Genomic DNA, 13979 nt, shown 5'->3' with positions numbered 1-13979 from the left:
GAGGGCCCCGGCCCCGGCTGGCGGTTTTCGGACGCCGAGCCGAGGTGCCGGGGACGCGCCTCAGCGGATGCGGCCCCGCTTGATGTCCATGGCCGCGCGGCCCTCGGCGCCCTGCCGCTTCCAGTTCTTGAGCATCTCGGTGCGCAGGCGGGCGTCGGTCTTGGCGGCGAGCCGCCGGTTCTCCCGGAGCAGCTTGCGGTAGCTGTCCAGGCGGCGCTCGGGCAGGGTGCCGTCGGCGATGGCGGCGGTGACGGCGCAGCCGGGCTCGGTCTCGTGGGCGCAGTCGGGGAAGCGGCAGTCGCCCGCCAGGTCCTCGATCTCGCTGAAGACCTGGCCGACACCCGCCTCGGCGTCCCAGAGTCCGACGCCCCGCAGACCGGGGGTGTCGATGAGCACGCCGCCGCCGGGCAGGGCGAGCAGGTTGCGGGTGGTGGTGGTGTGGCGGCCCTTGCCGTCGACGTCGCGGGCGGCCTGGACCTCCATGGCCTCCTGGCCGAGCAGCGTGTTGGCGAGGGTGGACTTCCCGGCGCCGGAGACGCCGAGAAGCACACTGGTGCCGCCGGCGGCGACCGCGTGGAGCACGTCGAGCCCCTCGCCGGTCAGCGAGCTGACCGGCAGGACCTGGACGCCGGGGGCGACCGTCTCGACGTCCTCGACCAGGTAGGAGAGGCCGACGGGGTCGGGGACGAGGTCGGCCTTGCTCAGCACGACGAGCGGCTGGGCGCCGGACTCCCAGGCGAGCGCCAGGAAGCGCTCGACGCGCCCGAGGTCGAGCTCGACGGCGAGGGAGACCGTGATGATCGCGTGGTCCACGTTGGCGGCGAGGATCTGCCCCTCGGACCGCTTGGAGGAGGTGGAGCGGGCGAACGCGGTACGGCGGGGCAGGCAGGCCCTCACGTAGCGGGGGTCGCCGACGCCCTCGGGGTCGACGGCGGCCCAGTCACCGGTGCAGATCACCCGCAGCGGGTCGTGCGGGGTGACGAACGCGGTGTCGGCGCGCACCAGCCCGGCCTCGGTGACCAGGTCGCACTGGCCCCGGTCGACCCGGACGACCCGGCCGGGCAGCAGGCCCTGCGCGGCGTACGGAGCGAACGCGGCGGCCCAGTCCTCGTCCCAGCCGTAGGGGGCCAGGGAAGAGGAGGAGGAAGAGGCGGCGGCGGAGAAGGGAGAAGCAGAGGAAGCGGAGGAAGCGGAGGGGGAAAGCGGGAAAGACAAGGGGGACCCTTCACAGGGGTGGCCCCGGCGCCGCGCGGTGGTCCGCGCGGACAGTGGAGGACGTCAGCCGGTCGGGGACGTCAGCCGGTGGCCACGGAGGTGGTGTGGATGAGCATCTGGATGCGGGCGGAGCCCGTCGTGACGACAGCCATCGGTCACACCTCCTGGTCGTGATGGTCCTGCGGCCTCGGTCCTCGGACCGCGGCCGGCCGGCCGCGGTCTGCTGATCACGGCCTCTCGGTGTCCTGACCGTAGCCGAGCCTCCCGTGGGGGCGCCAAGCATTTTCCGGGCGGCCGTCAGGCAACGCCCCGGGGAGCCCGCGGACCCGGTGTCCGATCCGTACAAGACGGACAGCCCGGGGCCGTCTACGGTCGTGGCCATGGACAACACCTCTCCGGACGACACAAGGGCCGGGGCGACCGCCCGGCCCGTCCCGCGCCTCGACGTCATCGGCCTCGTCACCGCCGACATGGGCGCCTCGCTCGCCTTCTACCGGCTGCTCGGCCTGGACCCGCCGGCCGGCGCCGAGGACGCCCCGCACGTGGAACTGACCCTGCCCGGCGGGCTGCGGGTGATGTGGGACACCGAGGACGTCGTCCGTTCGTTCGATCCCGGCTGGACCCGCCCCACGGGCGGCGAGCGGATCGCGCTCGCCTTCCGCTGCGCGGACCCGGACCACGTGGACACGGTCTACGCGACCCTGACCGGCGCCGGACACCGCGGGCACCTCAAGCCCTGGGACGCCGTGTGGGGGCAGCGGTACGCGGTGGTGCTCGACCCGGACGGCGCGGGGGTCTCGCTCTACGCCGACGCGGGCGCGGGCGCCGGCACCGGCGCCGTGTAGGCGGTCAGGGTCGTGCCCGTCAGGGCCCGCATCTCCCGGGCCAGGTGGGCCTGGTCCGCGCAGCCCGCGCGGTGTGCCGCGTCCGCGTACGGCACCCCCGCCGCCACCAGTGCGAGCGCCCGGCGCAGCCGCAGCACGCGGGCCAGCGTCTTGGGCCCGTAGCCGAAGGCCGCCAGCGAGCGCCGGTGCAACTGCCGGGCGCCGAGGCCCACCGCGTCGGCGACCGCCCCGACCGGCTCGCCCGCCCGCAGCCCGGCGACGACGGCCCGCAGCAGCGGGTCGGGCGGCGGCGCGTCGGCGGCGGCGCGCAGCACCAGCCGCTCCAGGGCGGCGGCCCGGTCGGCGGCGCCGGTCACGCCGTCGGCGAGCCGGCGGGCCCGGCCGGCGCCCCACAGCTCGGCGAGGTCGACCCGCAGGTCGCGCAGGGCGCTCGCCGGGGCGCCGAGCACCCCGGGCGCCTCGCCGGGGGCGAAGCGGACGCCCGCGTAGTGCGCGGCGGGGGTGCCGGTCAGGTGCGCCCGGGTGTCCGGGCCCGCGACGAGGAGCCGGCCGTCGGCCCAGATCAGGTCCATGCAGCCGTCCGGCAGGACCGGTCCCGGGACCTCGGCGGGGCCGGTGGCGCGGGTCCAGACGACCGCGCCGGGCAGGCGGGCGGGGCGTTCCTCGTACACCCCTCCAGGGTAGGCGCCGATCCGCTGACACGGGCGGGGCCGTCGGACAGAATGGTGCGCGAACCGACTGTCAGGGCCACGGGGGTAGTTGTGGGCACACTCATGGAGTTCGGCACGGGGGACGGCACGGTCCTGGTGGAGGCGGACGGCGACCAGCCCGGCGCCCGCCCGGTCTCCCGCGGCGGCAACTCCCTGGTCCGCGCGGGCCAGACGCTCGACGAGGCGCTGGTGGGGATCCGCGCGGCGGCCGAATCGGCGCTCGCGGTGTTCCGGGGCGGCGCGCTGCGGCCGGACGCGGTGGAGCTGGAGTTCGGGGTGAAGCTGACGGCCGAGGCGGGCGCGGTCATCGCGAAGACGGCGGTCGAGGGGCACCTGACGGTGAAGCTGACGTGGTCGCCGGGCGCGGCGGGCCCGGAGGCCGCGGTCTCCGTCCCGGCGGCGCGTGAGGCGGGTGCCCCGGAGGACGGGACGGGCGACGCGGGCCGGGGCGTCGGCGCGGGCGGCCCGGATGCCGACGGCACGAGCGCCGGCGGCGGCCCGCGCTGATGGGTTCTCCCGCCTGGCACGCGCGGGTCGACGGGGCGGGGCTGGTGCTGGGCTCCGGCTTCCTGGTGGCCGCCGACACCGTCCTGACCTGCGCGCACGTGGTGGACGGACGCGCGGACGCCACGGTCTGGTTCCCCGGCGCGCAGGGCCTCGGGGAGGTGCGGGCCCGGGTGGCCCGGCGCGGCCCGTGGGGCGGCGGACCGGCCGACCCGGGCGACGTCGCGGTGCTGACGCTGGACCGGCCGGTGGCCGTGCCGCCGATCGCGTTCGCCGGGCCCGAGGAGCCGGCCGGGGACCGGGAGCCGCCTCGGCTGGTGGCGTACGGCTTCCCCGACGGGTACGGGCACGAGGGCGCCCAGACGGAGCTGCGGACCACCGCCGCGGGGCAGCTGATCCACGACGAGTGGCAGCAGGCGGAGTACTGGAAGGGCTTCGGGCAGGAGCCCTCGCACGGCTTCAGCGGCGCGGCGGCCATGCGCGCGGCGGACGGGACCGTGGTCGGCATGGTCGCCTCGTACGACCCGGTGGTGCGCAACGCGCGGATCATCCCCGCCCGGGTGCTGGCCCGGTACGTGCCCGCGCTCGCCGCGCTGGTGCCCACCCCGGGCTGCTCCCCGGAGGAGAAGCGCGGTCTGGTCGAGCTGGTGGAGCGGGCCGGGCCGCTGCCGGTGCCGGTCGAGCGGCTGCTGGCCGCCGCGACCGGACCGCTGGGGCCCCCGCTGCCGCCCGCGCCGCCCCGGGACCTGTGGCGGGGCGTGTGGCACCTGCTGTCCGAGACCACCCCGGTGCGCGGGCGGCTGCCGCTCGCCGAACTGGCCCTGCGCGTGGCCGATCTGACACAGGACGAGGAGCTGCGGCGGGCCTTCCGGGGGTGGGCCCGCGAGCACCGGGACCGGCACCGGGGCCCGCGCCGGGAGACCGCGCCGGTCCCGCCCGCCGAGCGGGCCGGGGCGGCCGAGGCCGGCGAGCGAGCCGGGGGTTCCGAGCGGGTCGGCCCCGCAGTGGCCGCCGGGGCCGCGCCTTGGACGCCGATCCTGGTGGAGGTGCGGCGCAGCGGGGCGGACGGTGCCAGCGTGATCGCCGAGGTGTCCGTGTACCGGGGCGGGGACCGGCTGCTGGTGAGCGAACGGCGGCTGACGGCGGCCCGGTTGCGGGGCTGGGTGCTGGACCGGATCGACGAGGCGTACGAGGAGATCGTCGACGGGCGTCCGCTGATCGCGTTCGCGCTGCCCCGGTCCTGGCTGAACAAGGACGTCGACCAGTGGACCCGCAAGCGGGGCCAGGAGCCGCCGCTCGGGTGCAGTTCGCCGGTGGTGGTGCTCGACCACGACCGGCGGTCCAAGGGGCGGCAGCAGTTCGCGCTGAAGCGGGTGTGGGAGGAGCTGGACCGGCAGGAGGGCTCGCCGCTGCACCGGGTGGCCTGTGCCACCCCGCAGGGCCCGGCCCAGCTCTCGGTGCTGCTCCAGGACGTGCGGGGCGCGGTGGGCTTCGGCCGGCCGCCGACGGCTTCGCGGGAGCGCAGCCTGTACGGTGCCGCCCTGGACGCGCCCGCGCCGATCGTGCTGTGGCCGCGCGACGGCTGCCCGCCGGGCGGCCCGTGCGCCGGGGACTGCTCGGGCAGCGGCTTCCTGGACCGGATCGCGGAGCGGATATCCCGGCTGCCTCCGGCCGAACTCCCGGACGTGGTCTTCCGCTTGCGCAAGGAGGCCTTTCTGCACGAGGGGCCAGAACCGCACTGGGCGGCGCAGGTGTCCCTGGTGTGGGAGGATCCGCGCCGGTTCCCGGACGTCCGCCCGCTGCGCCATTCCCCCGTCGGCTGAACGACCTTCCCGTACCTTTCACTTGGAGCCGCACGCGATGTCCCTCTGGCCCGTGTACACCGGTTCGAGCGCGCCGCACGACGGCGTCGACGCGCTGCCCGCGCCGCCGCCGTGGCGGGCGTTCGACGGCGGGCCCGCGCTGCCGCCGGCCCGCGAGGAGGACGCGGCGGGCGGCGCGCCGGGCCGGGTGCACCGGGCCCGCACGTACCAACCGACGTCGGAGACGGTGCAGTTGGTGAACGCGGCGCTGCATCTGCGGCGTCCGCTGCTGGTGACGGGCCCGCCGGGGAGCGGCAAGTCGAGCCTGCCCTACGCGGTGGCGCGCGAGCTGCGGCTGGGCCGGGTGCTGCGCTGGAACGTCACCAGCCGGACGGCGCTGACCGACGGCCTGTACCGCTACGACCCGCTGTCGCGGCTGTACGCGGCGGGCCGGGCCGCCGAGGGGGAGCGGCCGGCCGGGGACGCGGCGATCGAGGACCATCTGCGGCTCGGGCCGCTGGGCACGGCGCTGCTGCCGTACGAGCGGCCCCGGGTGCTGCTGATCGACGAGATCGACAAGAGCGACCTGGACCTGCCGAACGATCTGCTGCACGTCCTGGAGGAGGGGCAGTACGAGATCCCGGAGCTGGTGCGGGCCGCGCGGTCGCATCCGGTGGCCGAGGTGATGGTGGCGGACTCGGAGGAGCGGGTGCCGGTGCGGCACGGGGAGGTGCGCTGCCGGGCGTTCCCGTTCGTCGTGCTGACCAGCAACGGCGAGCGGGAGTTCCCGCCCGCGTTCCTGCGCCGCTGTGTGCGGCTTGAGCTGCACCAGCCGCCGCGCCGGCAGCTGGAGGACATCGTGCGGGCGCACCTGGGCGAGCTCGACGAGCGGGACCACGCGCTGGTGGACGCGTTCCTGCGCCGGGGCAGCGCGGGCGAGCTGGCCACCGACCAGTTGCTGAACGCGGTCTACCTGACCCGGACGGCGGGGCTCGACGCGGGGTCGCGGGAGGAGCTGGCGAAGGCGCTGATGCCGTATCTGGGGCGGGCGGCGGAGTCGTGGGACGTCGATGACGTCTGACCGCGCGGCCGGGTCGGCGCTGGGCGCGCTCGCGGGCGTCCTGGCGGCGGCCGGGACGGAGCCGCCGACCGGGCGCGAGCTGGCGGAACTGCTGTGGCTGGCGCGGCTGTCGGTGCCGGAGCGGCAGCCGGGGCCGCCGGGGCGGGTGCGCCCGGGGCGGGTGCCGGGCCCCGCGGCGGGGCCCGCCGGGGCGGCGCACCCGCCCGCGCCCGGCCCACCGCCGGTCCCGGTCGCCCCGCCGCCCCCGGCGGGGGCCGGGCCGCCGCTGCCGCCGCCACGGGTGCCGCTGCACCCGCCCGCCGGCCCGCCCGCACCGGGTCCTGCCCCGACGGCGGGACCGGGGGACGCGGGGCCCGCGCACAGTCCGCTGCTGGCGCCCGCGCCGCCGATGCTCGCCCGCCCGCTGGCCCTCCAGCGGGCGCTCCGCCCGCTGCGCCGGACGGTGCCGGGCCCGGCGGGGCGGGAGGTGGACGAGGCGGCGACGGTCGACCGGATCGCGGCGCTGGGCGCGGGCCGCCGCCCGTGGCTGCCGGTGCTGCGGCCCCGTCAGGAGCGCTGGCTGCACCTGTGGATCGTGTACGACACGGGCCCGACGATGCCGATGTGGCGCCCGCTGGTCCGCGAGCTGCACACGGTCCTGGCGCAGACCGGGGCCTTCCGGACGCTGGACGTGCTGCGGCTGGGCGAGGACGGGCGGCTGCCCCGGCGGCACCGGGAGCGGGGCCGCACGGCGGTGCTGGTGGTGAGCGACGCCATGGGGCCGCAGTGGCGGGAGGGAGCGGCGGGGGCGCGCTGGCGCCGGAAGCTGGCGGCGCTCGCCGGGGAGGCGCCGGTCGCGCTGGTGCAGCCGCTGCCGGAGCGGCTGTGGCGGCACACCGCGGCGCCCGCCGTGCCGGGCCGGTTCGTCTCGCCCGCCGCGGGCGTGCCCAACACGGCGCTGGGCTTCGTCCCGTACGACGGGGTGCCGGACGGGGCGGGCGTCCCGCTGCCGGTGCTGGAGCCGGCGGAGGGCTGGCTCGGCCACTGGGCGGCGCTGGTCGCCTCCCCCGCCGGGGCGGAGGTGCCGGGCGCGGCGGCGTTCGTGGTGCCCGGCGGGCCGGTGGTGCCGGAGGACGGGCTGGTCCCGGCGGACGCCGACCCGGAGGAACTGGTGCTGCGCTTCCGGGCGCTGGCCTCGCCGCAGGCGTTCCGGCTCGCCGCGCACCTGGCGGTCGGCTCGGCGCGGCTGCCGGTGATGCGGCTGGTGCAGGCGGCGGTGGAGCGGCGGCCCGAGCCGGGGCACCTGGCGGAGGTGGTGCTGAGCGGGATGCTGCGCGCGCACCCGGGCGCGGCTCCCGGCGCGTACGCGTTCCGGCCGGGGGTCCGGGAGGTGCTGCTGGGCGCGCTGCCCCGGACGTCCCTGGTCCGCACGGCGGAGCTGCTGGCCCGGGTGAGCGCCGAGATCGAGGCGCGGGCGGGCGCCCTGCCCGGCGAGTTCCGGGCGCTGGTGGCGAGCCTGGAGGGGCGGTCCCCGGACCGTGCGGTGGGCCGGCCGTTCGCGCTGGTCAGCGAGGAGACGGTGCGGCTGCTGCGGGGGCCGGAGCGGCCGCGCGGGTCGGTGCCGGCCGGATCCGTACCGGGAGCCGGGTCCGGGACGGGGGGCGGGACCGGGAGGGGGCCCGGGGCCGGGATGGGGGCCGGGTCGGGGATGGGGGCCGGGTCGGGGATGGGGGCCGGGTCCGTATCCGCTTCCGTTTCCGGGTCCGTTTCCGGGTCCGGGTCCGGGTCCGGGTCCGCGGAGACGGCGCCGCGTCCGGGTGGCCCCGGCCCCGCGGAGGGGCCGCCGCCGCTCGACCCCGACCGGTACGAGGTGTACGAGCGGATCGGCGGGCGGACGGCGCGGGTGTGGCGGGGGTACGACCGCTACCTCCAGCGGCACGTGGCCCTGTCCTACTTCCCGTTCCCGGCGCCGGGCGAGCCGGTGGTCGCCGGGCACAACGGGCGGGACCGGCGGTCGGCGGGGGCGAACTTCCTGGCGGGCGGCTACGAGGTCGCCCGGGTGACGGCGCCGAACCTGATCAAGGTGCTCGACGCGCTCGCGCTGGACGAGGGCTGCTGCCTGGTCGCCGAACTCGCGCCGGGGCGCTCGCTGCGGGAGCGGCTCGACGAGGCGGGCGGCCCGCTGCCGGTGGACGAGGCGGCGTCGATCGCGCGGAGCGTCCTGAACGGCCTGCGGGCGCTGCACCACGGGACGGCCGTGCTCGGTCAGGGCGGCATCCCGCACGGGAACCTGACGCCGTCGAAGGTGCTCGGCGTGGACCACGGCCACGGGCCGCCCCGGCTCTGCCACCACGGGCTGCGCTGGCCGTACTCCCCGCCGCACGAGGACCCGGACCGCACCTCGCAGTTCCCGTCCCCGGTGCGGCAGCCGGGGCTGGACAGCTCGCCGGGGACGGCGCGTTACCTGGCGCCGGAGCGGCAGTGGGGGCGGCCTACGCCGGACTCCGATCTGTACGCGCTGGGGTGCGTCCTGCTGGAGATGCTGACGGGCGCTCCGCCGCCCCTCGCGGGCTCGGCCGGGGGCGGGACGCCGGAGGAGGGGCCGCCGCTCGACCCGACGCTGCCGCCCGAACTGCGGCAGGCCGTCACGGGACTGCTCTCGGCCGCCCCGCACCGGCGCCGCAGGGGGGCGACGCTGCTGGCCAATCTGCGGCTGCCGGGCCAGCTCAAGGCGACGACCTCGGACTACCGGCTGCTGGGCAGGCCGCAGGCGTGGATCGGCGGCCAGGACGTCGGCGAGAACGCGTACCAGACGAACCCGTTCCTGGCCCGGTTGCTGACGGCGCGCGGACGGGTGGTGACCGACGCGGAGATGGCGGAGGCGCTGAGCGAGCACCCGAAGCTCCGGCCGACGCAGTACGTGCACCACCTGAAGGCGCTGGGCATTCCGGCCCGCCGGGTCGAGGGGGGGTACGCGCTGGACCTGCCGGACCGGTTCCTGGACGTGGGCCGGGCCGAGGAGCGGGTGGCCGAGGCGGAGCGGCTGCTGGCGCGCGGGGAGCACACGGCGGCGCGCTCGCAGCTGCGGGGCGCGCTGGCGCTCTGGTACGGGCCGCCGTTGGCGGGGCTCCTCGGCACCTGGGCGGCGGCGGAGCGGGTGCGGCTGCTGGAGGCGCGGGAGCGGATCGAGGAGCGGCTGGCCTCGCTGGAGCGGGTCGCGAAGGCGGTGTCGCCGGGCCGGGTGGTGGTCGCGGCGCAGGATCTGGCGCCCTGGGCGGGCGAGACGATGGCGGAGGTGGCCGCGCTGGTGCGGGGGGCGGGCGCCGGGGAGTTGCGGGCTCCCCGGGGCGTCTCGCCGATGCTGGCGCCGCTCCCGCCGGAGGCCGACGCGGTCGCGTTCGTGGAGTGGCTGGTGGGGACCTTCCCGTACGAGCTGGCGGCGCGGCTCCCGGGGGGCCGTGCCCGGCCGGCGCGGCTGGTCGTGGTCGTCCACGACCAGTCGGACGGGGCGGCCCTGGACCTGGCCGAGGCGGGTCGGCGGGCTCCGGGGCCCGAGGCGGCCGGGGCGCGGCTGGTGGTGACGGCGCTGGTCTCGCACGGGCTGCGGGGGCGGCTGTCGCGGGCGCGGCGGCGGGACTTCGGCACGATCACGCCGACCGCGGGCGGCTGGCGGCACGTCGTGGTGGTGACGCCGGGCGAGGGGCCGGGGGTGCCGGTGACGTAGCGGCGGGGCGGGATCCGTCGGAGCGGGCCCGCTGTCGAGCCCGTACCGTACGGGGCCGGTCGGGTCTCATCGGACCCGGGGGTCAGTCCTTCTCCCAGCCCGCGTGCAGGCGGGACTTGACGTCGTCCGGGGGCAGGAACTTCGACCAGCGTTCGGGGAACTCGGAGGGCATGTCCGGGTCGTCCTCGTCCACGTCGTCGGCCTCCGCGCGGATTCGGGCGACCAGGTCGGCCGCCTGGGCGGCGCGGACGCGGTCGTTGGCCTCGCGGGCGGCGGCGGTGGCGACGGAGGGCCAGACGCGGTCGATGGCCGCGTTGACGGCGGCGCCGACGAGGACGGCGAAGGCGGAGATGCCGATCCACAGCAGGACGGCGATGGGGGCGGCGAGGGAGCCGTAGATGGTGGGGCCCTCGACCTGGCTGGTCAGGTAGACGCGCAGGAGGACGCTGCCGAGGAACCACATGCCGAGGGCGACGAGGGCGCCGGGGATGTCCTCGATCCACGGGGAGCGGACGGGGACGGACACGTGGTAGAGCGTCGTCAGGAACGCGATGGACAGCAGGACGACGGTCGGCCAGTAGAGGACGGAGACGACCTCCGTGCCCCAGGGGACGAACTCGACGATCCGGTCGGGTCCGACGACCGCGAGCGGCAGGACGACGGCGCCGATGAGCAGGGCGACGATGTAGAGCAGGAAGGCGAGGAGGCGCGTCTTGACGATGCCTCGGTGCCCGTCGAGCCCGTACATGACGGTGATGGTGTCGATGAAGACGTTGACCGCGCGGGAGCCGGACCACAGGGCGATGGCGAAGCCGAGGGAGATGAGCTCGGGCCGTTTGGCCTGGGTGACGTCCTCCAGGAGGGGACGGGCGAACTCGCTGACGCCTCGGTCGGAGAGGACCGTTCCGGCGGCGTGGAGGATGTTCTTCTCGATGCTGGCGACGGTGTCGGTGTTGGTCCACCCGTCGGCGTAGCCGAGGAGGGCGATCAGGCCGAGCAGCAGCGGGGGCAGCGACAGCAGGGTGAAGAAGGCGGCTTCGGCGGCGAGCCCGAGGATGCGGTACTCGACGCACGAGTTCACGGTGTCCTTGAGGAGCAGCCAGACCATCTTCCGCTTCGAGACGTTGCGGTAGAGGACGCGAGCGCGGTGGAGCCTGCTCCAGGGCCGGCGCTCGGGCCTTTCGGGTGTTTCGTTCGCTGCCTGCACGTCCTTACCGTATCGGCACGGTCGGCGGCACCCGTACCGTGACCGACCGGGCTCCTTCGCTGGTGAGCCGTGTTCCGCGCGTGGCGGGCCCGGCACGGGCACCGGAGCGGGGGACGGGGGCGAACGGCCGTCCGATCCGGCCCCCGGCCGGTGCGGGGCCGGCGGTGGGGCGGGCCCGTCCGGTGGCGTGAACTCGCGTGCGGGCGGACCGTCCTGGGAGTGATGTCCGCGCGTGCCCAGGGGTGGACCCGTGGGGCCGTCCGCCGTTCGGCGGGCGTTCCGGGGAGGTCGGCACGCGCGGAAAAGCCGAGGGTGGTGCTGCGCCGACACGGCACCACCCTCCGCTTCGGCACCAGGGTCGTGGACGGGGGCGGGGGTCGCCAGAGTTGCAAGGGGTTGCAGGATTACCCCAAGCGCCCTTCGCGTCGCTCTGCGGAGCGGCACGATGGGCGGCGGCGGCCCCGGTGGGCGCGCCCGGCCCGGACGCCCGGCCGGGACCGGGAGCAGAACCGATACATCACCGGCGCGGCGCGGCGGGGAGCCAGGAGCTGGAGGGACCGATGAACAACACGAAGCTGGACCTGAACCGGCTCGCCGCGATGGACGCCGGGAAGGCGAGCCGGCTGCTGCACCGGGTGCGGGAGGAGACCCTGGCGGGCCGGACGCCGCCGCTGGCTCCCCGGCCGGTCATCGACGCCTCCTGGCAGCGCATGGTCCGGATCGGCCTCGACCCGGACCGGGGCACGAGCAGTGTGCTGCTGGAACGCGAGGAGTTGGAGATGCGGCGCCGGGCGACGGTGCTGGGCGAGGTGATGCGGACGCTGAGCGCGGGCCTCGCGGGGATCGCCGACGCCTCCCTGCAGATCATGGTGGTGACGGACGAGCAGGGCCGGGTGCTGTGGCGGGAGGGCAACACCGGGGTGCTGCGGCAGGCGAACGGGATCTGCCTGGAGGAGGGCGCGGCCTGGAGCGAGGGGTCGACCGGTACGAACGCGGTGGGCACGGCGCTCGCGATGGACCGCGCGGTGCAGGTCCACTCGGCCGAGCACTACGTGCACACCCTGCACACCTGGACCTGTGCCGCCGCGCCGGTGCACGATCCGCGCGACCAGCGGCTGCTCGGCATCGTCGACGTGAGCGGTCCGGCGTCGAGCTTCCACCCGGCGACGCTGGCGCTGGTCGCGTCGGTGGCGCGGCTCGCCGAGGCGGAGCTGCGGCAGCGGCACCTGCGGTCGATCGAGCGGCTGCGGTCGGTGGCGGCGCCGATCCTGTGCCGGGTGGGCGGCCGGGCGGTCGCGGTGGACACCCACGGCTGGACGGCGGCGGTGACCGGGACGGCGCCGGTGGACCGGCTGGCGCTGCCGAAGTCCCTCCGGGCCGGCCGGGTCTGGCTGCCGTCGCTGGGGATGTGCGCGGTGGAGCCGCTGCCGGGCGGCTGGCTGCTGCGGGCCGAGGAGGAGGCGGGGCCCGCCGACACCGGGTCGGGTGCGGCGAGCCGGGTGGTGCTCGACCTGAGCGGGCCGCGCCGGTGCACGGTGGAGGTGTCGGGGGCGGCGGGGAGCTGGTCGCAGGAGCTGAGCCCGCGCCACGCGGAGCTGCTGTACGTGCTCGCGCTGCACCCGGAGGGGCGGACGGCGGCGGAACTGGCGGAGGACGTGTTCGGCGACCGGACCCGGACGGTGACGGTGCGGGCGGAGATGTCGCGGGTGCGGCGGAATCTGGCGGGGGTCCTCGCGCACCGCCCGTACCGCTTCAGCGAGGAGGTCGAGGTGGAGCTGCGGGGCCCCGAGCACCCGGTGGACCTGCTGCCCCGGTCCACGGCGCCGGCGGTGCTCGCGGCGCGCGGGAGGACGGGGCCGAGGGGATAGGGCTCGGCCATGGGGCCCGGCCGTGCCGCCCGGCCCGCCCGTGGAGCCCCGGCCGTGGGGCCCCGGCCGTACCCGTCCACCGGCTGTCCGGATGACGGACAATGTGTCCGAGGACACCAGCCCCACGTCCGCCACCTGTAGGAATCCGGCGCTCCGCGTGATGCGATAAGCCCATGAGCATCACTCTCACCACCTGGTCGCTGGAACAGACCTCGCCGTCCGACCTGAACCCGGTCGCCCCGCCCGAGGGCGTCGACCTGCGGATCGAGCGGGCCGGGGTGCCCTCGGCGGAGTTCAGCCGCTTCCTCTATACGGCGGTCGGCGGTGACATCCGCTGGACCGACCGGCTGTCGCTGACCTACCCGCAGTGGCAGGCGATCGTGGAGAAGCCGGGCGCCGAGATCTGGGTGGCGTACGAGAACGGGACGCCGGCCGGCTACGTGGAGCTGGACCCGCAGGACGACGGGGTCGTGGAGATCGTCTACTTCGGCCTGATCCCGGCCTTCCGGGGCCGCGGGATCGGCGGACGGCTGCTCTCGTACGGGGTGGAGCGCGCCTGGGACCTGGCCGAGCGCTGGCCGGACCGGGAGCCGACCAAGCGGGTCTGGCTACACACCTGCTCCCTGGACGGGCCGCACGCGATGGCCAACTACGAGCGGCGCGGCTTCCGCCTGTTCGACACGAAGACCGAGGAGACGGCGGAGCCGGCGAATCCGGGACCGTGGCCGGGCGCGTACGCCTGAGCCGTCGTCCACCAGCAGTCGAAGGGGCCCTGAACTGGGCCCCTTTTGCGTGACCCAGACCACACCGTCTCGCCTAGCGAGACACCTAAGTCCACATTCTGGATAATGCTGGACTGGGTCCAAAGTCCCGTGACACGCTTCCGTCATGTCTGGAACTGGAATTGCCTTGGTGAGTCGGCGGCACGTCGACCTCGGCCGCATGTCCAGCGCCATCTGTTCGGCGCGCTGATCGAACCAGCACCGCCGCGCATCTTCCTGCAGTCCCTTTCTCTGCGCACTGTCGCGCCGCCCTCCATTCTGA

Annotated in this window: 11 protein-coding genes; 8 read left to right on the top strand and 3 right to left on the bottom strand. The window is 76.5% G+C overall.

The window, feature by feature from the left end; genetic code table 11:
* Positions 1 to 60: 60 nt before the first annotated feature.
* A complete protein-coding gene (gene rsgA, locus ACZ6J5_RS16505) occupies positions 61 to 1215 on the bottom strand; it encodes a ribosome small subunit-dependent GTPase A (RefSeq protein ID WP_469391960.1) in 1155 nt (384 codons plus the stop codon).
* 380 nt (positions 1216 to 1595) lie between these two features.
* On the opposite strand from rsgA, the gene ACZ6J5_RS16500 reads away from it, so the two are divergent.
* On the top strand, positions 1596 to 2060 hold the full coding sequence (locus ACZ6J5_RS16500) for a VOC family protein (protein ID WP_469391958.1): 465 nt from the start codon (positions 1596 to 1598) through the stop codon (positions 2058 to 2060).
* Here the strand turns inward: ACZ6J5_RS16500 and ACZ6J5_RS16495 are convergent.
* Positions 2018 to 2731 carry a helix-turn-helix domain-containing protein gene (locus ACZ6J5_RS16495; RefSeq protein ID WP_469391957.1) on the bottom strand — a complete coding sequence of 238 codons (714 nt, stop codon included), beginning with the start codon at positions 2729 to 2731 and terminating at the stop codon, positions 2018 to 2020. The two genes, ACZ6J5_RS16500 and ACZ6J5_RS16495, sit on opposite strands and share 43 nt — an antisense overlap.
* A 90-nt stretch (positions 2732 to 2821) precedes the next feature.
* Here ACZ6J5_RS16495 and ACZ6J5_RS16490 point away from each other — a divergent pair, with 90 nt between their 5' ends.
* Genes ACZ6J5_RS16490 through ACZ6J5_RS16475 form a run of 4 tightly spaced genes read left to right on the top strand, consistent with a single transcriptional unit; the run spans position 2822 to position 9860 of the window.
* On the top strand, positions 2822 to 3277 hold the full coding sequence (locus ACZ6J5_RS16490; RefSeq protein WP_469391955.1) for a CU044_2847 family protein: 456 nt from the start codon (positions 2822 to 2824) through the stop codon (positions 3275 to 3277).
* Positions 3277 to 5097, top strand: coding sequence for a VMAP-C domain-containing protein (locus ACZ6J5_RS16485; protein WP_469391953.1), 1821 nt, complete (start codon positions 3277 to 3279; stop codon positions 5095 to 5097). The genes ACZ6J5_RS16490 and ACZ6J5_RS16485 overlap by 1 nt, the downstream gene beginning before the upstream one ends.
* Positions 5098 to 5134: 37 nt before the next feature.
* Complete coding sequence (locus ACZ6J5_RS16480) at positions 5135 to 6157, top strand: AAA family ATPase (protein WP_469391951.1); 1023 nt, start codon at positions 5135 to 5137, stop codon at positions 6155 to 6157.
* The gene (locus tag ACZ6J5_RS16475; RefSeq protein ID WP_469391949.1) at positions 6147 to 9860 is read left to right on the top strand and encodes an SAV_2336 N-terminal domain-related protein; all 3714 of its coding nucleotides are present in this window, start codon (positions 6147 to 6149) and stop codon (positions 9858 to 9860) included. The genes ACZ6J5_RS16480 and ACZ6J5_RS16475 overlap by 11 nt, the downstream gene beginning before the upstream one ends.
* Positions 9861 to 9942: 82 nt before the next feature.
* Here the strand turns inward: ACZ6J5_RS16475 and ACZ6J5_RS16470 are convergent, their stop codons facing one another.
* Entirely contained in the window at positions 9943 to 11067 is a 1125-nt protein-coding gene (locus ACZ6J5_RS16470) for a YihY/virulence factor BrkB family protein (RefSeq protein WP_469391947.1), read from the bottom strand.
* 560 nt (positions 11068 to 11627) lie between these two features.
* Here ACZ6J5_RS16470 and ACZ6J5_RS16465 point away from each other — a divergent pair.
* The 3 genes from ACZ6J5_RS16465 to ACZ6J5_RS16455 all read left to right on the top strand — a co-directional run bounded on the left by ACZ6J5_RS16465 (position 11628) and on the right by ACZ6J5_RS16455 (position 13907).
* Positions 11628 to 12935, top strand: a complete 1308-nt coding sequence (locus ACZ6J5_RS16465; RefSeq protein ID WP_469391945.1) for a GAF domain-containing protein — start codon at positions 11628 to 11630, stop codon at positions 12933 to 12935.
* Positions 12936 to 13108: 173 nt separating this feature from the next.
* A complete protein-coding gene (locus ACZ6J5_RS16460) occupies positions 13109 to 13678 on the top strand; it encodes a GNAT family N-acetyltransferase (protein ID WP_469391943.1) in 570 nt (189 codons plus the stop codon).
* 145 nt (positions 13679 to 13823) lie between these two features.
* Positions 13824 to 13907, top strand: coding sequence for a putative leader peptide (locus tag ACZ6J5_RS16455; RefSeq protein WP_351188065.1), 84 nt, complete (start codon positions 13824 to 13826; stop codon positions 13905 to 13907).
* Positions 13908 to 13979: the final 72 nt, after the last annotated feature.

This window comes from Streptomyces sp. NPDC042100 (assembly GCF_055582325.1).
Note: the sequence above shows the minus strand (reverse complement) of the source record. Positions and strands in the feature narration are given on the sequence as shown.